Here is a 17824-nt window from a genome sequence, read left to right on the forward strand (position 1 = left end):
GTGTGCAGGCCCACTTTGGCTCTTAACTGGAAAAGCGGCGAGAATGGGCGGAATATCGCCCCACTCTTGCCAATCCCTCGTCTTGCATGCGCCCCATCTAGCGTGTAGACCCCGTTTCTGTTTCAAATTTGCAAATAATGACACCTGCAAGGGGCAGGCGGGTCACGATATCGGGTGGATGAAAGAGCATGGATAGCATCAAGGTTACGGGCGGCGGCGAACTGAACGGCGTTATTCCGATTTCCGGCGCAAAGAACGCCACATTGCCTTTGATGATCGCATCGCTTCTGACAGACGAAACCTTGACGCTGTCCAACGTGCCGCGCCTTCGGGATGTGGCTCAGCTGACGCAGATTCTCTCCAATCACGGTGTTGATTATTCGGTCAATGGCAAACGCAGCGGTCAGGATGATCTGGAAGGCCAGACCATCAATCTGACAGCTCGTGAAATTGTCGACACAACCGCGCCGTACGAACTGGTTTCTAAAATGCGTGCAAGCTTCTGGGTGATCGGCCCGTTGGTTGCTCGCATGCATGAAGCGCGCGTGTCCCTGCCGGGTGGCTGTGCAATCGGCACACGGCCAGTTGACTTCTTCATCGACGGTCTTGCTGCGCTGGGCGCGGATATCGAGATTGAGGGCGGTTATGTGGTCGTCAAGGCACCGGGTGGCCTCAAAGGCGCTCGTGTTGAATTCCCGAAAGTCTCTGTTGGCGCAACCCACACCATCATGATGGCTGCAACGCTTGCAAATGGCGAAACGGAAATCGTCAATGCAGCACGTGAGCCGGAAGTCAGCGATTTGGCGGCCTGCCTGCGCGCCATGGGTGCGCGCATCGAAGGCGACGGCACGTCCACGATCCGCGTTCAGGGCGTAAAGCGTCTGCATGGTGCGCATCACGCCGTTCTTCCGGACCGGATTGAAACGGGCACCTATGCCATGGCGGTTGCCATGACGGGCGGAAATGTACTTCTGAAAGGGGCTCGGGCTGACCTTCTGGACAGCGCACTTGACACTCTGCGCCAGACCGGAGCTGAAATCACCGAGACGCCAGACGGGCTGAAAGTCTATCGCAATGGCAACGGCATTCAGCCGGTAGATGTAACGACCGAACCGTTCCCCGGGTTCCCGACAGACCTTCAGGCGCAGTTCATGGCGCTTATGACAAAAGCTGGTGGAACCAGCCACATCACGGAAACCATCTTTGAGAACCGCTTCATGCACGTGCAGGAGCTGGCACGCCTTGGCGCGCAAATCCATATTGACGGGCATACGGCAACCATTGATGGCGTTTCAACCTTGCGCGGTGCACCGGTCATGGCCACGGACCTGCGTGCATCCGTCTCTCTGGTGATCGCCGGGCTGGTTGCCGAAGGCGAGACCACAGTCAATCGGGTCTACCATCTGGACCGCGGCTTTGAGCGCCTTGAAGACAAGCTGGACCGCTGTGGCGCGAAAATCGAACGGATTTCCGGCTAAACGCCTCTAGGCCTGACGTCTGGTCGGGCCAAGGAAACGGGCTCGGTCAGTTCTGCATTGCCAAATCGGGCGATCCCCGTTAGGTCAACAGGCCTGAAAACCTGTTTTGGAGCACGCATGGGGTGCGCTCCTGCCATCGATCCGAGTACGATTTGACCAGTATGGACCAATTGAAACTTGCCGCACTTGATGCCGAGGACCTTCAGGTTCTGTCGGCCCATGTCCAGGATGCCGTTCTGCTTGTAGGCGACATCCGTTACCTGCCAAAGGAAAACAAGGCTGTGTTCGTGATGAACCGCTTTGTGTGGGACAAGGACGCAGACCGTCGGACCAAGGAACACGAGCGCCGCCGCGCTGCTTTGTCATTTGCTCAAGTCAAGGCGATGAAGGCCAGCAAGCTGCGGCAGGATAGCAAAGATGCCGTGCTCGAGCTGCTTGCCATCACCTTTGAGGCCGATGATGAGCCGTCCGGCAAAATCCGCCTTGATTTCGCTGGTGGCCCTTCCATCCTTCTGGAAGTGGATTGCATTGAAACCCAGCTCGCCGATCTTGGTGCTGCTTGGGGCACGCCCAACAAGCCCGAGCACGATCTGACCTGATCCGATCACTGATCGACCAGCCGACAAGAACAAACAGGAGCCGTAGTTTGGTCACTCGCCTCAACCAGAATGACGCCGATTTCGAAGCCCGCTTTGCCGAGTTGCTGGCAAGCAAGCGAGAGGTTTCCGAAGACGTCGATCACGTTGTTCGCGATATTCTGGAAGATGTTCAAAAACGCGGCGATGCGGCTGTGATGGACTACACCGCCCGGTTTGATCGCTTAAGCGTTTCTGCCATGGCAGATCTGCGCGTGTCAGCAGTTGAGATCGAGGCCGCGCTTGCGGATGTTCCGCAGGACGTTCTGGACGCTCTACAGCTTGCGCATGATCGCATCGCCTCCCACCACAAACGCCAGCTCCCGCAAGATGACCGCTATGTGGATGCGGTCGGGGTTGAGCTTGGCTCCAAGTGGACGGCGGTTGAATCTGTCGGGCTTTATGTTCCTGGCGGTCTTGCCAGTTATCCAAGCTCTGTGTTGATGAATGCTGTTCCGGCCAAGGTTGCCGGTGTCCAGCGCATCGCCATGGTGGTGCCAAGCCCGGATGGAGTTTTGAACCCGCAGGTGCTGGCCGCAGCAAAAATTGCCGGCATCTCCGAGATCTACAAGATTGGTGGAGCACAGGCTGTCGCCGCTTTGGCCTATGGCACAGAAACAATTGCCCCCGTTGCCAAGATCGTTGGACCGGGCAATGCCTTTGTCGCAGCGGCCAAGCGCCGTGTGTTTGGCACTGTCGGCATTGATATGATCGCAGGCCCCTCCGAGGTTCTTGTGGTTGCTGATGGCGAAAACAATCCGGATTGGCTGGCAGCTGATCTTTTGGCGCAGGCAGAACATGATCCGGTCGCCCAATCGATCCTGATCACCGACACCCAAAGCCTTGCGGATGATGTGGAAGCGGCCGTTGAGCGCCAGCTGACTACCTTACCGAAAGAAACGGTGGCGCGGGCCAGTTGGACAGACTTTGGTGCCGTCATCGTCGTCAATGATCTGGAAACGGCCTTGCCTCTGATCAACCGGATTGCAGCAGAGCACCTGGAGCTGGCAGTTGCTGATCCAGATGCTATGCTGGACAAGGTCCACAACGCGGGATCAGTCTTCCTTGGCCGTCACACGCCCGAAGCCATTGGAGACTACGTGGGGGGCTGCAATCACGTGCTGCCGACCGCACGGTCTGCGCGGTTCTCCTCCGGCCTCTCCGTGCTTGATTTCGTCAAGCGCACCTCAATTCTCAAATGTACACCCGAAGCCTTGCGCGAAATCGGGCCAGCTGCCATCACCTTGGGTGAAGCAGAAGGCTTGTCTGCGCACGCACGGTCTGTTTCCATCAGGCTGAACCTTTAGACGGATCTGTCACATGGCTGATATCGAAGATCAGAAGTCCGATGAGACCACCGGCGGCAAGCTCGTCGAAGTGGTGCTGGATGAGGCTTCGATCAGCCGTTCAACGCCTGATGTTGAGCATGACCGGGCCGTTGCGATCTATGATTTGATTGACGAGAACGAATTTCAGCCCTCTGGACAGGACCCCGGAAATTTCGTGCTCAAGCTGTCCGTCGTCGAGAAACGACTGGTGTTTGATATCTGGTCAGACGCAGGCCAGCAGCTGGTGACCCATGTTCTGTCGCTCACCCCCTTGCGCAAGGTGGTGAAGGACTATGACCTGATCTGCCAGAGCTACTATGATGCCATACGTCACGCGACCCCAAGCCAGATCGAGGCGATCGATATGGGACGGCGCGGGGTGCACAATGAAGGCTCGGCGATCCTGATGGAGCGACTGGAGGGCAAAATTACGGTGGATATGCAGACGGCTCGGCGTCTTTTTACCCTCGTTTACGCCTTGCACTGGAAGGGCTAGGCCACGATGGCGGAGCTTGGGGTGCGTCCCTCTGCTGTTCTGTTCGCGTGCGGTATGAACTCTGTTCGCTCGCCCATGGCCTCTGCCATCACACGTACGCTTTTTCCACGTCAGATCTATGTCCGTTCAGCCGGTGCGCGGCAGGGAGAACTTGACCCGTTTGTTGATGCTGTCATGGCAGAGATTGGTGTCGACATGGCAAGCCACAGGCCGAAAACCTTTGAACAACTTGATGAATCTGGTTTCGACCTGATCATCACACTCGCCCCCGAGGCGCACCACAAGGCGCTGGATATGACACGGGTGGATTCGGTCGATGTGGAATACTGGCCGACCATGGACCCCACACTGGCAACCGGAAGCCGTGAGCAAATTATGGATTCGTACCGCTCTGTGCGCGATCAGCTGATGATGCGGATCAAGAAGCGTTTGGACTGGTCTGCCGCCCCAAGCGGTTGATTTTGGGGGTGTAAGACCCATATTTCGCCAAAACGACGGAAATCAGCGGTTCCCTTTCCCGATCCAATCCGTTAGGTTCCCGGCTCGTTTAGAAGCCTTATCTCAGGAAAACATATGGCAAAAGAAGAAGCTCTGGAGTTTCCGGGCGTTGTGACGGAATTGCTTCCGAATGCAACTTTCCGGGTGAAACTTGAAAACGACCACGAAATCATCGCCCACACGGCTGGCCGCATGCGCAAAAACCGCATTCGTGTTCTGGCTGGGGACAAAGTTCTGGTTGAAATGACCCCTTATGACCTCACCAAGGGTCGAATCACCTATCGTTTCAAATAGGTTTTGACCGTCCGTTCCCGGGCATAGAGGGTTAGCTCTGTTATGGCTTCGGCTCCGCCTCTTATTCTGGCGTCTGCATCTCCGCGCCGCTTGGCACTGCTTCAGCAAATCGGCCTTGAGCCTGATCACTTGATGCCAGCTGATTTGGATGAAACACCCAAAAAGCAAGAAACACCTCGTGCTTTGGCTGTGCGTCTGGCCGGAGAAAAAGCAGCAGCTGTGCGGTCTATCGCATCTCAAAGCGATGAGCTGAAGCCGGGCGTGATCCTGGCGGCAGACACCGTTGTTGCCGTAGGACGGCGGATCCTGCCCAAAACTGAACTGACCGATCAGGCTGTTGCTTGCCTGTCCTTACTGTCGGGCCGAGGGCACCGGGTCTATACCGGTGTTGCGGTATCTGTGCCCGATGGCAAGTTGCGCACCAAGCTTGTGGAAACGCGCGTGCGCTTCAAGCGCCTGTCCCGTCAGGAGATGGATGACTATCTGGCCTCTGGCGAATGGCGAGGTAAGGCGGGCGGCTATGCCATTCAGGGCCTCGCCGGCAGCTTTGTTGTGAAACTTGTCGGCTCGTATCCTTCCGTTGTCGGCTTGCCTTTGGCTGAAACAAGCACACTGTTGTCGTCAGCCGGATATCCGCTCCGCAGCGGCTGGGACAGCGCGATCAGCTGACCACGTTTCAGATTTGCTTGAGAGGGAGGAGCATCAACATGAGCGTTGAAACAGGCAAGGCGGAACGGCGTATGCGCCCATGCCCGATCTGCTCTAAGCTCTCCAGCCCAGAAGATTATCCCTTTTGTTCCGAGCGCTGCGCCAAGGTGGATCTGCATCGCTGGTTTTCTGAAGGGTATTCCATTCCGGCCGTTGAAGACGACGAGCTGGATGACGATGACGACACGCAGCCGTAGCGGAAAGCTCACCTCTCGGCTTAGGTGGTAAAATTTTAAAAATATTCTCTTGTCGTGCAGAATTTTTCACGTTCATAATAGCGTCGTGGAACAGCAATAAGTGTTCTGTCCGGATTGATTTGATTTGCCGCCTTGAGAGTGCAATCTCAACGCAGCGTGGCGTTGCCCGATTGGCGCACGCGGTTATGGCAAAGGTCACAACGATCCGAAAATTTATTGGGAGCGACGCCGGAAACGGCACTCGAACCCCGTCTTGACTGGCGAGGCTTTTATGAAAAAGACACTGTTTGGCGCAGCTACGCTGGCACTCACCACTTCCATGTCAACTTCGGCTTTTGCGGACTATTCGCTGACCGTGTTGCACATCAATGATCTGCATTCGCGGATCGAATCGATCAACAAGTACGATTCAACTTGCGACGCTGAGTCTGAAGCGGAAGGTAAATGCTTTGGCGGCGTTGCGCGCATCAAGACCGCGATTGATGACCGCAGGGCTGCGCTGAGCGGTGAGGGCAAGAACGTTCTCGTTGTTGACGCTGGCGACCAGTTCCAAGGCTCCCTTTTCTATACGACCTACAAGGGCGAAGCCGCAGCTGAGTTCATGAACGGCATCGGCTTTGATGTCATGGCTGTTGGCAACCACGAATTTGATGATGGCCCGGAAGGCCTCGCCAACTTCATCGAAAAAGCAGATGTCCCGGTCATTTCCGGCAACATTGACGTCTCCGACGATCCGCTCCTTAAAGGCAAAGTACCGGGCGTTCTGATCGTTGAAAAGGGCGGCGAGAAAATCGGTATTGTATCTGCACTGGCAGAAGACACCGGCGAGACCTCTTCTCCGGGTGCCGGTGTGCGTTTCATTCAGGCCGAAGACTACCTGAAAGGGGCGGTCGAGGGTCTTGAGGCGGCTGGCGTCAACAAGATCATTGCCGTGACACACATGGGTCTTCCGCGCGACATGGAAATCGCTGCCGCCGTTCCGGGCATTGACCTCATCGTAGGTGGCCACTCTCACACTCTGCTGTCCAACACATCGGATCGTGCCAAAGGCCCGTACCCGGTCATGGTCAAAAACCCTGACGGCAAAGACGTGCCGATTGTCCAAGCTTATGCCTACGGCAAATACCTTGGCGAAGTTGAGGTCACCTTTGACGATGCGGGCAATGTGACCAAAGTTGCGGGTGAGCCGATCCTGCTCGACAATTCCGTTCAGCTTGATGAGGGCTTTGCAGCTCGTGTGGCCGAACTGGGTGCGCCAATCGAAGAGCTGAAAGCGCAAGTCATCAGCTCCGCAGAAGCTGCAATCGACGGCAATCGCGACAGCTGCCGAAGCGGTGAATGCCAGATGGGCAACCTCGTGGCTGATGCCATGCTGGCCCGCACCAAGGGTCAAGGCGTTCAGATCGTGATCCAGAACGGCGGCGGTCTGCGAGCATCCATCGATGCTGGTGAAATCACAATGGGTGAGGTTCTGACTGTTCTGCCGTTCCAGAACACTCTGGCCACTTTCCAATTGAAGGGCAGTGACGTGATCGTTGCTCTGGAAAACGGTGTGTCTCAGGTGGAAGAAGGCAAGGGCCGCTTCCCGCAAGTCGCTGGCATCAAATACTCCTGGACGCGCAAAAAGGCGCCGGGTGAAGGCCGCGTCCTGCTTGTTGAAGTGAAAGACGGCGACAGCTGGACTCCGATTGACCCGGACAAGGTCTACGGTGTTGCGACCAACAATTACATGCGCTCCGGCGGTGACGGTTACAAGGTTTTTGCCACAAACGGTATGAACGCTTATGACTTCGGACCGGGCCTTGAAAAGGTCGTGGCAGACTATCTGGCCGAAACCGGCGGTTACACGCCTTACACTGACGGCCGTATCGTCGAGCAGTAATCGACTGCGAATGAAATACAGAACGCGCTGGAGATGCTCCGGCGCGTTTTTTGTATGCAAAGTGCATGGCCAGACCGTGTGGGGGAGCGCATTCACGGAGCGCCGGACATTCATCGATACGCCTGCTGACACCGGAGCCAAGGGCGACTTTTCCACGAGTGGAATCTTCGAGAATATCCTATGGGAAACAGTCGGTTACGTGGAAATCACGCCAGGGTGTGAAAAAAGTGGCAAGGGGCTCGAAAAACTTTGCCGGGGCGCTGGACAAGCCGGAAACCACCCACTATAAGAGCCTCACTCCAGCGCAAGGACAAGATGGTTCAGCGCTCGAAGCCCAGATAGCTCAGTTGGTAGAGCAGCGGATTGAAAATCCGCGTGTCGGTGGTTCGATTCCGCCTCTGGGCACCACTCTTCTTTTCCATTGATAAACTAAATACACCAAGCCGTTTTGGTCCGTGTCTTGCGCATGTGTTGTTGCACGCTGCGGTGGAGTGATTTGACCCCACTCACAATCAATCGCGTTAATATAGTTGCTAGTAATAATATTGAGGCTACCGAGTAATACTTATAACGTAAGGTAACTCACGAAAATGATACCTAAATTCTTATATTAATTATAAATAATTTCGTGCGTTTGTGGCCTTGATGTTGTAAGCCGCCTCACACTAAAATTCTAATGCAACCAAAAAGTAAAGTGAGGAGTCTGCGGGTGGAGCTACGGCAGATACGATATTTTCTGTCTCTCGCGCAGACGCTGAATTTTACGCGGGCGGCTGAAGAGTGCAATGTCACTCAGCCTACGCTGACGCAATCTATCAGAAAGCTGGAAGATGAACTGGGTGGCCCGCTTCTGCTCAGACAGAGGAACAGAACGCATTTGACCCATCTGGGTCAGACAATTCTGCCCTACCTGCAAAACGTCTATGACGGCAGTCAGGCTGCCCAGGAAGTTGCGGAAGATATAGCAAAAGGCGAGCGCATGCCGCTGCGAGTCGGCGTGTTTGAAGACTTCAAAACTGATTTCTTGGGAGATGCAATCCGGGAGGTCAGCGCTTCGGTGGAGGGGCTGGAGCTTCATATCGTTATTGCGAAAGAGAAACAGCTCACCGAGAGGCTACAGAACGGCGAGGTGGATATCGCTATTCTGCCTCAAGTCGCTGTCGACGAGACCTTATTTCGGTTTGCGCCTCTTTATTCGGAAGGCATGAGAGTCGCATTGCAGGAAGAGGCTGTCTTGGCGCAAAAGGAACGCGTTTGCCTATCCGACCTTAAGGATGAGACTTACATTTGCATTCGAGCGTCTACAACACACAGCGATATTGTTACTTACAGCGGTGAAGCTGGTGTGGAGTTGCGGCCAATTCACTGGGCGCATGACTGCCACACTGCTCAAGTGATGGTAAGGTCAGGACTGGGTGTCGCATTTGTAGGTGAGTGCCAGCCTGCCATTAACGGTATTGTGCTGCGAGATCTTGTCGAGCCGATCCCGCACAGAGCGGTCGGATTGGCAGAGTTGCGGGGCAAACCTTCCTCTGGCGCAGTGATCACCCTAAGCAGCATTTTACGGTCTCGCGGGAAATCCGAATTCTGTTCGTCTCCCAACATTGACTAAGAAACTGAAAATTCGAGGTGTCTTAACCGGGGAATTTTCAATCACAGAGAATAGTTCACGAAGTTGTGAACTATTTGGCTGTTTATTTTGAGTGGTCTCGCCCCGAAGGCCTGAAATTCAGGCAAGTCTCAGTTTTCAGCGGAAACCCGCCAAAAACTTTACGCGCGAAAAATATTACAAATCAGTATTACAATTGAAACAAAAATCCGCACAACCTTGATGATGCAATTTTAACGCTATATAAGGTTGTATAGATGCGGTTGGGGTGAATTAATAGATTTCATCTATAGTTCTTTATGATAGGTACGATCTATGTAAACCAGCTTGTGAAAACTAACAATTGCAAATGCTTGCCCTGCGGCATTTTTGCAAGTGGTTGCATTATCATTCCTGCGCTTTGGGGGAGGAGCATGGAGCTTCGGCAGATCAAATATTTTCTGGCGCTTTCGCGTACGCTGAATTTCACGCGTGCGGCAGAAGAGTGCCGCGTAACACAGCCGACGCTCACACAGTCCATCAAGAAGTTAGAGGAAGAACTTGGCGGGCAGTTGTTGCTTCGCCAAAGAAACAGGACCCATTTGACGCATTTGGGACAGATGATCCTTCCTTTTTTGGAGCAAGTCTACGAGAGCAGCGAAGCCGCTCAAATGATCGCGGAGGATCTGAGCCGGGGAGATCGAACCCCAGTTCGCATAGGCGTGAGCGACGCATTCAATATTGCACACCTTTTGCAACCGGTTTCAGAGATCAAGCGCTCGGTTCCAGGGCTGGAGCTGCATGTGATTGTTGGGCCCGATGAACAACTCAGTGAGATGGCTCTGGATGGCCATCTTGATCTGACAATAATCTCCCAGGCATCTACTGACGAAAAGCATTTCCGGTTTATGTCGCTCTATACGGAAGTGATGCGCGTTGCTGTAAAAGGGGATTCAACGTTAGCAGGGCGCGAGATCATCGACCTCTCGGATTTGGATGATCAGCACTGCATTTGCCTGAAGGAATCCGACATCCACTCGGATTTTGTCAGCTTTGCGTCCAAAAACGGGGTCAATATCGCTCAGCAGCATTGGGCAAAACGGTCATCTGATGCTCAAATGATGGTTCTTGCTGATCTAGGGGTAGCGCTTGTTGGGGATCGTGAAGCGTTGGTTGACGGCGTTGTAACGCGAAAGATCGGGCAACCGATTCCCATGCGCACAATAGGATTGGCGGAGTTGCGCGGTAAGCCACTGTCGGGGGCCGTTCTGGCGCTCAGTAGGCAGCTACGAGCAAAGCATTATCCGGCGATCGAATGCCCAGTTGAGAGCTTAGATAGCTGACGTCGTGAGCCCTTCAATGACCCTGTCAGGGCCAATCCGCCAACGCTGGTCACTTTCACCGTACACGGCCTGAACAGTCAGCGAGCCATCCAAAACGAAGATGCTCGCAAGAGGCATGAACCAAGCCTCGGATCCATATTTCTCACGCAGGTCAATTCCTTGAGACAAATAGAATTCCTGATCCTCTTCTGGTAGCCGGAAGAGGCATCCGTATTCCAGAGTCGTAACGGCAGCGACGTCGCATAATACCTCGAACGGCAAATCATGCCGTTGCTTGATGACGGACGTGCTGCCGTTAAGTTCCGGGGTGATTATCGCCAGATTCATTCCCATATCATGGAAAGAGCGATAGGCGTCGCGGAACGCGTCAATTTGAGCTGCGCAGTAAGGGCACCAGGTGCCTTGGATAAACAGAAGAATCAGCCCGCGCTGACCTGTTAGATGTCCAAAAGAGACAAGTCGTCCGCCCGTGTCCGGCAGCATGAAGTCGGGTGCCGCACTGCCAACCGAAGGCCGGTTATCTGTTTGTTCAATGTGAGACAGAAACTTGGTCAGACGAACATCATGCTCATCATAAACCGGTTTTCTTTCTTCTACGATCTTCTGAACTCTAGCCGCTAGACCATCCGTCACAGGTGGCTCCTATTGGGACATGTAATGTATTCACACACGCATGGGTGTCTCTGGCGTATTTATACGTATTTCACCTAGCAAGTATAGGCATTTTGACTATTTGGTTCAAGATTTCCAATGACCTCGCAAAGTTTTGAAATGGTTGGTCAATTGACGGGCTATCGAAACGATAAAGCAAACCAATTTCAGAAAAGGGGCAAGTACCTCTAGATATTTGACAGTGTCATATCGGGAGAGGACCCAGATGAAATACACACTAATCGCCGCAACCGCACTGGCAGCTGTCGTTACACTTGGAGCTGCCGTAACTGCACAGGAAAGCCAAAACACATATGGTGTTTCCATTGTGCCTGAATGGAACGAAAAGGGCGAATTGATCCGTCCTAAGGGGTTCCGCCACACTTGGGTATTCCTTGGCTCTCCGTTTACGCCGAACGCATTGAACGGTGGGGAAGCAGGTTTTCCTGAGTATCACAATGTTTACGTCCAGCCGGATGCGTTCCACGCCTACCGCGCGACTGGAAAGTGGCCTGAAGGCACCATGTTCCTGAAAGAGCTTCAGCTGACAGACAAGCCAGGTGAAGAGGAAGATGGGTCTCGCTACGAAGTTTCCGGTCGTGGTTACTTCCCGGGCGCTGTAAACGGCATCGACATCGCCGTGAAGGATTCCAAGCGTTTTGCAGACACGCAAAACTGGGGTTACTTCAACTTCGGTCACCATGCGCCTCCTTACAAGGCGTCTGCACCGGCTGCTCCAGCTGAAGCATGTGCCCAGTGTCACATCGATAATGCCGATGAAGACATGGTCTATGTCGACTTCTACAAGCCGATCCTGACGCCGCTGCCGAACTAATCGTTCGCACGAACGTCTGAGATGCACTGGCTTCCGCCGTCGAAAGTGAAAATTCGGCTGCGGAAGCCAACTCATTTCTAAAGACATCTCTGGGGAAGGAACTTCCGATGAAAATGCTTCGCTCAATTGGCGGAAAACTGGCACTGGCAGCGGCCTTGTCAATTGCTGCCATTCAAGGCGCACAGGCCGACATAGTGTCTGCCTATGGAAAATATGTCGACGACAAGGGCAACATCGCTCTACCAGAAAACTTCCTGCTTGAGTGGGTCCATATGGGTAGCTGGGCAGTCCTAGAAGGCGATAAAGCCAGTGGTCTGCACAATGTCTACGCACCTCGTGATGTGGTTGAATACTACCAAAAAAATCAGGCGTTCCCTGACGGAGCGATGATGATCAAGGAAGTACGTGGCGCGCGTGGCTCAACGCATACAACCGGCGAAGCCTTCTGGGCGCAGGATGTTGCCGTTTGGTTCATCATGGTCAAAGACACGCAAAACCGCTTCCCGGACAATGCTTTGTGGGGCGAAGGCTGGGGCTGGGCCATGTATGAAGGCAAAGATCGCACCAAGCAGGTGGCAACGGACTACGAGAGCGATTGTCTGGGGTGTCACGTGCCGGTTCAGGACAATGACTGGACTTATGTCTACGGCTATCCTGTGCTGGGTGATGTGTCCAAATACGCCCCTAAAGCAGAACCTGCGGCTGATAAGGCGGAAGCTGCGAGCATGAGCGAAGTGGATGAGGCAACCTTGAAGCGCGGAGAAAAGGTTTTCCGCCGTTGCAAGGCCTGTCATTCTCTTGATGCTGGCAAGCACCGCACAGGTCCATCACTTGCCGGTGTTTTTGGTCGCAAGGCCGGTGGTGCGGAAGGCTACAAATACTCTGATGCGATGCTCAATTCAGATGTGATTTGGGATGCCACAACGTTGGATGTCCACCTCAAAGACGTGCCAAACTTCATCCCGGGCAACAAAATGGGCAAGGTGTTTGCCGGTGGCGTGAAGAAGGGTGAGGATCGCCTTGCAGTTATTGAGTTCTTGAGAACGCAATAGTTCGCGCTGAAAAACCCCTTAACTGATTGAAGAGTATGGATACCCATTGGGTTTTGGATGTGTGAATATGCCGGTTAGTTGATCCGAAGCACGCATTTTCTGGCATATTCTCATGAGACCTTCAAAACGCAACAAACGGTGTGGCGATCTGTTCAAGGAACGCCTGGCCGCAATCATCGATATGAACCATTCGTTGGTGCGGCTGTCTGGTCTGATGCCTTGGGATGAATTTGATGCGGAGTTCGGCAGGCATTATCGCCCCTTGGGACGACCGGCCAAACCAACGCGTCTGATGGCCGGGCTGCACTTTCTCAAGCACATGTACGATCTTTCCGATGAAGAGACGGTTGAGCGTTGGGTTGAAAACCCCTACTGGCAGTCTTTCTGCGGTTTTGAGTTTTTCCAGCACCAATTCCCCATTGATCCCTCAACCATGACCCGCTGGCGCAAACGGATTGGTCCTGAGGGAATGGAAAAGCTTCTTTCTGCTACGGTAGGTGTTGCGATTGAGAGCGGGACGATCAAGAAGAGCAGCCTTGAGCGGGTCTTGGTTGATACGACCGTTCAACCCAAAGCCATTGCCCATCCCACCGATAGCCGTCTTTATCACAAGGCCTTGCAGCTTCTGGTGCGCCAGGCCAAGAGGGCCGGCATCATCTTGCGTCGCAGCCATACCAGAGTTGCCAAAAAGGCGGCCTTGATGGCGGGCCGTTATGCCCATGCCAAACAGTTCAAGCGGATGCGCCGGGAACTCAAAAAGCTGAAGACCTATCTGGGCCGGGTCTATCGCGACATCTCCCGCAAGATCGCAGGCAACGAAGGTCTTGAGCACCGGTTCTCCCGTCTGCTGGGACTGGTGGAGCGGCTTCTGGCCCAGACCCCCAAGGACAAAAACAAGATTTATTCCATGCATGCGCCGGAAGTGGCCTGTATTGCCAAGGGCAAGGCGCGAACACCTTACGAGTTCGGGGCCAAGGTTGGCATTGCCACGACCAATCGGGAAGGATTGGTTCTTGCGGCGAGGGCTTTTGAGGGCAATCCCTATGATGGGCACACCTTGAATGACACCATCAGTCAGGCTGAGAAAGTCTGCGGCACCAAAGCTGAGCGTGTCTATGTGGACCGTGGCTATCGGGGGCATGATTATGAGGGCGACGCCAAGGTCATGATCTCCGGCCAGAAGCGCGGGCTGACGGCACAGATGAAGCGTGAGCTGAAACGACGATCAGCGATCGAGGCCACCATCGGCCACATGAAAACAGATGGACGACTTGACCGGAACTTCCTCAATGGCAAAAATGGCGATGCCATCAACGCCCTGCTGGCCGCAGCCGGTCATAACCTGCGTCTGATCCTCAATGCACTGATCATTTTGCTGCTCTGGATCACAAACCCCATCCCCAAACCGGTCAAATCGAATATTTGCGTATTGCTTCGGCCACGCGCAACATCAATGGCTTAGACGTTGTTCAGGGCGGACGCAATAAGCTTAGATGCGCTGAACATGGCAGAACGACAAACACAAGCGGATGGCCGGTCTCTGGCTGTCCGCTTTATTCATTTTGGCCTCCTGTTCACCATGGCGATTGCCTATGGCGCGGGCATTTTTGCCTTTGACTTCGATACAAGCATGCTGATCCGAACTCGCGACCTTCTGTTCAATATTCATCGCTTGGCCGGTGTGCTCGCGGGCGTCTTGGCATTGTTATGGATGGGGGTGTGGAGTGTTGGTGCTATAAGAAACGCAGCGAACGGTCACGCGGATGTCCGGTTAACTTGGCTGGGGCTTTATCACGCGGGTCTGTTGATCATTGGATTTCTTATTCCGCTGCTTCCATGGTTGGCGCGCGGCCAAGAAGGGAGATGGGATGAGTTATACGTTCTTGTTTCCCCGTTTAATCTGGTCGCTCATCCAACAACAGATTTCGCCTATTTGGTTCGCGCTGAAAAACCCCTTAACTGATTGAAGAGTATGGATACCCATTGGGTTTTGGATGTGTGAATATGCCGGTTAGTTGATCCGAAGCACGCATTTTCTGGCATATTCTCATGAGACCTTCAAAACGCAACAAACGGTGTGGCGATCTGTTCAAGGAACGCCTGGCCGCAATCATCGATATGAACCATTCGTTGGTGCGGCTGTCTGGTCTGATGCCTTGGGATGAATTTGATGCGGAGTTCGGCAGGCATTATCGCCCCTTGGGACGACCGGCCAAACCAACGCGTCTGATGGCCGGGCTGCACTTTCTCAAGCACATGTACGATCTTTCCGATGAAGAGACGGTTGAGCGTTGGGTTGAAAACCCCTACTGGCAGTCTTTCTGCGGTTTTGAGTTTTTCCAGCACCAATTCCCCATTGATCCCTCAACCATGACCCGCTGGCGCAAACGGATTGGTCCTGAGGGAATGGAAAAGCTTCTTTCTGCTACGGTAGGTGTTGCGATTGAGAGCGGGACGATCAAGAAGAGCAGCCTTGAGCGGGTCTTGGTTGATACGACCGTTCAACCCAAAGCCATTGCCCATCCCACCGATAGCCGTCTTTATCACAAGGCCTTGCAGCTTCTGGTGCGCCAGGCCAAGAGGGCCGGCATCATCTTGCGTCGCAGCCATACCAGAGTTGCCAAAAAGGCGGCCTTGATGGCGGGCCGTTATGCCCATGCCAAACAGTTCAAGCGGATGCGCCGGGAACTCAAAAAGCTGAAGACCTATCTGGGCCGGGTCTATCGCGACATCTCCCGCAAGATCGCAGGCAACGAAGGTCTTGAGCACCGGTTCTCCCGTCTGCTGGGACTGGTGGAGCGGCTTCTGGCCCAGACCCCCAAGGACAAAAACAAGATTTATTCCATGCATGCGCCGGAAGTGGCCTGTATTGCCAAGGGCAAGGCGCGAACACCTTACGAGTTCGGGGCCAAGGTTGGCATTGCCACGACCAATCGGGAAGGATTGGTTCTTGCGGCGAGGGCTTTTGAGGGCAATCCCTATGATGGGCACACCTTGAATGACACCATCAGTCAGGCTGAGAAAGTCTGCGGCACCAAAGCTGAGCGTGTCTATGTGGACCGTGGCTATCGGGGGCATGATTATGAGGGCGACGCCAAGGTCATGATCTCCGGCCAGAAGCGCGGGCTGACGGCACAGATGAAGCGTGAGCTGAAACGACGATCAGCGATCGAGGCCACCATCGGCCACATGAAAACAGATGGACGACTTGACCGGAACTTCCTCAATGGCAAAAATGGCGATGCCATCAACGCCCTGCTGGCCGCAGCCGGTCATAACCTGCGTCTGATCCTCAATGCACTGATCATTTTGCTGCTCTGGATCACAAACCCCATCCCCAAACCGGTCAAATCGAATATTTGCGTATTGCTTCGGCCACGCGCAACATCAATGGCTTAGACGTTGTTCAGGGCGGACTATTTGGAATAGCCCCCTGAAAGTGGTCCACCAACTGGGATAGTTTATCCCTCAAATTGGAGGATCAGCGATGGCTGGGAAAAGAGAGAAGCCCGAAGAGATTGTATCGAAGCTTCGGCAGGTTGAAGTTTTGCAAGGACAGGGAGCGACGATTGCCGAAGCGGTTCGCCAGATTGGTGTGACGCAGCAGACATTCTATCGGTGGCGGAAGCTGTATGGTGGGATGCAGCGATCACAGCTTACGCGTCTGAAGGATTTGGAGAAAGAGAACCAGCGGCTCAGACGTGCGGTGTCTGATTTGACTTTGGACAAACTCATTTTGAGCGAAGCAGCGAAGGGAAACTTCTGAGCCCTTCGCGTCGTCGCAAGTGCATCGACCATGTGCGGCAGGAGCTTGGCGTGTCTGAGCGCCGCGCCTGCCGTACACTTGGGCAGCATCGATCCACGCAACGAAAGGTCCCGCAAGGCCGCGCCGATGAAGAGCGTCTAACCGGCGACATCATCGAACTGGCTGACCAATACGGGCGCTATGGATATCGCATGGTGACGGGTCTGCTGAACAATGCGGGCTGGTGTGTGAACCACAAGCGTGTGGAACGCATCTGGCGACGTGAAGGGCTGAAGGTCCCACAAAAGCACAAGAAAAAGGGGCGGCTCTGGCTGAACGATGGCTCTTGCGTCCGCCTGCGGCCAGAACGACCGAACCATGTCTGGTCCTATGACTTCGTCCAGGATCACACGGCTGATGGGCGTGTCTATCGGACGCTGAACATCATTGATGAATACACAAGGGAGGCGCTCATGATCCGCATCGATCGCAAGCTCAACTCCACGGACGTGCTGGATGCATTGACTGACCTGTTCATCCTGCGGGGGCCACCGGAGTATATTAGGTCAGACAACGGACCCGAATTTATCGCTCAGAAGGTGCGGGACTGGATCGCAGCAGTCGGGGCGAAAACGGCCTATATCGAGCCCGGATCACCCTGGGAAAACGGATACTGTGAAAGCTTCAACGCTCGGTTCCGGGACGAACTCCTTGATGGCGAGTTGTTCTACACCCTGCGGGAAGCTCAAATCCTGATCGAACAATGGCGCATTCACTACAACACGGTCAGGCCGCATAGCTCATTGGGCTATCGTCCGCCCGCGCCCGAAAGCATCGTGCCAATGGACCAGAGGCCCACGATGCACTAACAATTAAACCGGACCACTCAATGGGGGCACGACATATTGGCTGCTGGATAAACACAAGGTCTTGGTTGAACTCATGGCCTATCTGCTGGCGCTTCATATTCTTGGAGCGTTCTATCATGCGTTGGTCAGGAAAGATCGCGTTTGGGCCGGAATGTTTTCGCTTAAGCGCTGATGAAATAACGCGAGAAGGCTATTCGGTCCTCAGCAAAAACGCCCCGGTGACTG

The 17824-nt window shown here is 54.2% G+C and carries 18 protein-coding genes and 1 tRNA gene; 18 read left to right on the forward strand and 1 reads right to left on the reverse strand.

Annotated elements, in window-relative coordinates; all coding sequences use genetic code 11:
* Positions 1 to 188 precede the first annotated feature (188 nt).
* The 12 genes from murA (at position 189) to TRICHSKD4_RS28490 (ending at position 10447) form a co-directional block, all read left to right on the forward strand.
* The gene (gene murA, locus TRICHSKD4_RS20655) at positions 189 to 1478 is read left to right on the forward strand and encodes a UDP-N-acetylglucosamine 1-carboxyvinyltransferase (protein ID WP_009468894.1); all 1290 of its coding nucleotides are present in this window, start codon (positions 189 to 191) and stop codon (positions 1476 to 1478) included.
* 161 nt (positions 1479 to 1639) lie between these two features.
* On the forward strand, positions 1640 to 2077 hold the full coding sequence (locus TRICHSKD4_RS20660; protein WP_009468896.1) for a DUF2948 family protein: 438 nt from the start codon (positions 1640 to 1642) through the stop codon (positions 2075 to 2077).
* Between the two features lie 47 nt (positions 2078 to 2124).
* Positions 2125 to 3420 carry a histidinol dehydrogenase gene (hisD, locus tag TRICHSKD4_RS20665; protein ID WP_009468897.1) on the forward strand — a complete coding sequence of 432 codons (1296 nt, stop codon included), beginning with the start codon at positions 2125 to 2127 and terminating at the stop codon, positions 3418 to 3420.
* Positions 3421 to 3433: 13 nt separating this feature from the next.
* On the forward strand, positions 3434 to 3937 hold the full coding sequence (locus TRICHSKD4_RS20670; protein ID WP_009468898.1) for a UPF0262 family protein: 504 nt from the start codon (positions 3434 to 3436) through the stop codon (positions 3935 to 3937).
* Between the two features lie 6 nt (positions 3938 to 3943).
* Entirely contained in the window at positions 3944 to 4396 is a 453-nt protein-coding gene (locus TRICHSKD4_RS20675) for a protein-tyrosine-phosphatase (RefSeq protein WP_009468899.1), read from the forward strand.
* A 114-nt stretch (positions 4397 to 4510) separates the two neighbouring features.
* Positions 4511 to 4729, forward strand: a complete 219-nt coding sequence (gene infA, locus TRICHSKD4_RS20680) for a translation initiation factor IF-1 (protein ID WP_006939340.1) — start codon at positions 4511 to 4513, stop codon at positions 4727 to 4729.
* 42 nt (positions 4730 to 4771) lie between these two features.
* Positions 4772 to 5398 (forward strand): Maf-like protein, encoded by a 627-nt coding sequence (locus TRICHSKD4_RS20685; protein ID WP_009468900.1) that lies wholly within the window; start codon positions 4772 to 4774, stop codon positions 5396 to 5398.
* A 38-nt stretch (positions 5399 to 5436) separates the two neighbouring features.
* Complete coding sequence (locus tag TRICHSKD4_RS20690) at positions 5437 to 5634, forward strand: DNA gyrase inhibitor YacG (protein WP_009468901.1); 198 nt, start codon at positions 5437 to 5439, stop codon at positions 5632 to 5634.
* 271 nt (positions 5635 to 5905) lie between these two features.
* Positions 5906 to 7516: a bifunctional UDP-sugar hydrolase/5'-nucleotidase gene (locus TRICHSKD4_RS20695; RefSeq protein ID WP_009468903.1), complete on the forward strand. Its 1611-nt coding sequence runs from the start codon at positions 5906 to 5908 to the stop codon at positions 7514 to 7516.
* Positions 7517 to 7848: 332 nt separating this feature from the next.
* Positions 7849 to 7924: transfer RNA gene (locus TRICHSKD4_RS20705), tRNA-Phe, on the forward strand.
* A 301-nt stretch (positions 7925 to 8225) separates the two neighbouring features.
* Positions 8226 to 9128: a LysR family transcriptional regulator gene (locus tag TRICHSKD4_RS28485; RefSeq protein ID WP_009468906.1), complete on the forward strand. Its 903-nt coding sequence runs from the start codon at positions 8226 to 8228 to the stop codon at positions 9126 to 9128.
* 410 nt (positions 9129 to 9538) lie between these two features.
* On the forward strand, positions 9539 to 10447 hold the full coding sequence (locus TRICHSKD4_RS28490; protein ID WP_009468907.1) for a LysR family transcriptional regulator: 909 nt from the start codon (positions 9539 to 9541) through the stop codon (positions 10445 to 10447).
* On the opposite strand, the gene TRICHSKD4_RS20720 is transcribed toward TRICHSKD4_RS28490, so the two are convergent.
* The gene (locus tag TRICHSKD4_RS20720; RefSeq protein ID WP_009468908.1) at positions 10436 to 11080 is read right to left on the reverse strand and encodes a peroxiredoxin-like family protein; all 645 of its coding nucleotides are present in this window, start codon (positions 11078 to 11080) and stop codon (positions 10436 to 10438) included. The two genes, TRICHSKD4_RS28490 and TRICHSKD4_RS20720, sit on opposite strands and share 12 nt — an antisense overlap.
* 244 nt (positions 11081 to 11324) lie before the next feature.
* On the opposite strand from TRICHSKD4_RS20720, the gene TRICHSKD4_RS20725 reads away from it, so the two are divergent.
* The 6 genes from TRICHSKD4_RS20725 to TRICHSKD4_RS20755 all read left to right on the forward strand — a co-directional run bounded on the left by TRICHSKD4_RS20725 (position 11325) and on the right by TRICHSKD4_RS20755 (position 17599).
* Entirely contained in the window at positions 11325 to 11933 is a 609-nt protein-coding gene (locus TRICHSKD4_RS20725) for a cytochrome P460 family protein (protein ID WP_009468909.1), read from the forward strand.
* A 107-nt stretch (positions 11934 to 12040) separates the two neighbouring features.
* Positions 12041 to 12985, forward strand: coding sequence for a cytochrome P460 family protein (locus tag TRICHSKD4_RS31780; protein ID WP_009468910.1), 945 nt, complete (start codon positions 12041 to 12043; stop codon positions 12983 to 12985).
* A 112-nt stretch (positions 12986 to 13097) separates the two neighbouring features.
* The gene (locus TRICHSKD4_RS20735) at positions 13098 to 14447 is read left to right on the forward strand and encodes an IS5 family transposase (RefSeq protein ID WP_009465529.1); all 1350 of its coding nucleotides are present in this window, start codon (positions 13098 to 13100) and stop codon (positions 14445 to 14447) included.
* Between the two features lie 42 nt (positions 14448 to 14489).
* Positions 14490 to 14948: a hypothetical protein gene (locus TRICHSKD4_RS20740; RefSeq protein ID WP_009468912.1), complete on the forward strand. Its 459-nt coding sequence runs from the start codon at positions 14490 to 14492 to the stop codon at positions 14946 to 14948.
* 86 nt (positions 14949 to 15034) lie between these two features.
* Positions 15035 to 16384, forward strand: coding sequence for an IS5 family transposase (locus TRICHSKD4_RS20745; RefSeq protein ID WP_009465529.1), 1350 nt, complete (start codon positions 15035 to 15037; stop codon positions 16382 to 16384).
* Positions 16385 to 16472: 88 nt separating this feature from the next.
* Positions 16473 to 17599 (forward strand): IS3 family transposase gene (locus tag TRICHSKD4_RS20755; RefSeq protein WP_085979641.1). Its coding sequence is split into 2 segments (ribosomal slippage): positions 16473 to 16737 and positions 16737 to 17599, totalling 1128 coding nucleotides; the frame shifts between segments, so codons are not numbered across the junction.
* Positions 17600 to 17824: the final 225 nt, after the last annotated feature.

It is taken from the genome of Roseibium sp. TrichSKD4 (genome assembly GCF_000148725.1).
Taxonomy (GTDB): domain Bacteria; phylum Pseudomonadota; class Alphaproteobacteria; order Rhizobiales; family Stappiaceae; genus Roseibium.

Coding starts and splice junctions, on each gene's coding strand:
- TRICHSKD4_RS20725 (WP_009468909.1), top strand. CDS start 11,325: ATGAAATACACACTAATCGCCGCAACCGCACTGGCAGCTGTCGTTACA.
- infA (WP_006939340.1), top strand. CDS start 4,511: ATGGCAAAAGAAGAAGCTCTGGAGTTTCCGGGCGTTGTGACGGAATTG.
- TRICHSKD4_RS20690 (WP_009468901.1), top strand. CDS start 5,437: ATGAGCGTTGAAACAGGCAAGGCGGAACGGCGTATGCGCCCATGCCCG.
- TRICHSKD4_RS20740 (WP_009468912.1), top strand. CDS start 14,490: ATGGCAGAACGACAAACACAAGCGGATGGCCGGTCTCTGGCTGTCCGC.
- TRICHSKD4_RS20685 (WP_009468900.1), top strand. CDS start 4,772: ATGGCTTCGGCTCCGCCTCTTATTCTGGCGTCTGCATCTCCGCGCCGC.
- TRICHSKD4_RS20735 (WP_009465529.1), top strand. CDS start 13,098: ATGAGACCTTCAAAACGCAACAAACGGTGTGGCGATCTGTTCAAGGAA.
- TRICHSKD4_RS20745 (WP_009465529.1), top strand. CDS start 15,035: ATGAGACCTTCAAAACGCAACAAACGGTGTGGCGATCTGTTCAAGGAA.
- murA (WP_009468894.1), top strand. CDS start 189: ATGGATAGCATCAAGGTTACGGGCGGCGGCGAACTGAACGGCGTTATT.
- TRICHSKD4_RS28490 (WP_009468907.1), top strand. CDS start 9,539: ATGGAGCTTCGGCAGATCAAATATTTTCTGGCGCTTTCGCGTACGCTG.
- TRICHSKD4_RS20660 (WP_009468896.1), top strand. CDS start 1,640: ATGGACCAATTGAAACTTGCCGCACTTGATGCCGAGGACCTTCAGGTT.
- TRICHSKD4_RS20675 (WP_009468899.1), top strand. CDS start 3,944: ATGGCGGAGCTTGGGGTGCGTCCCTCTGCTGTTCTGTTCGCGTGCGGT.
- TRICHSKD4_RS20695 (WP_009468903.1), top strand. CDS start 5,906: ATGAAAAAGACACTGTTTGGCGCAGCTACGCTGGCACTCACCACTTCC.
- TRICHSKD4_RS20670 (WP_009468898.1), top strand. CDS start 3,434: ATGGCTGATATCGAAGATCAGAAGTCCGATGAGACCACCGGCGGCAAG.
- TRICHSKD4_RS31780 (WP_009468910.1), top strand. CDS start 12,041: ATGAAAATGCTTCGCTCAATTGGCGGAAAACTGGCACTGGCAGCGGCC.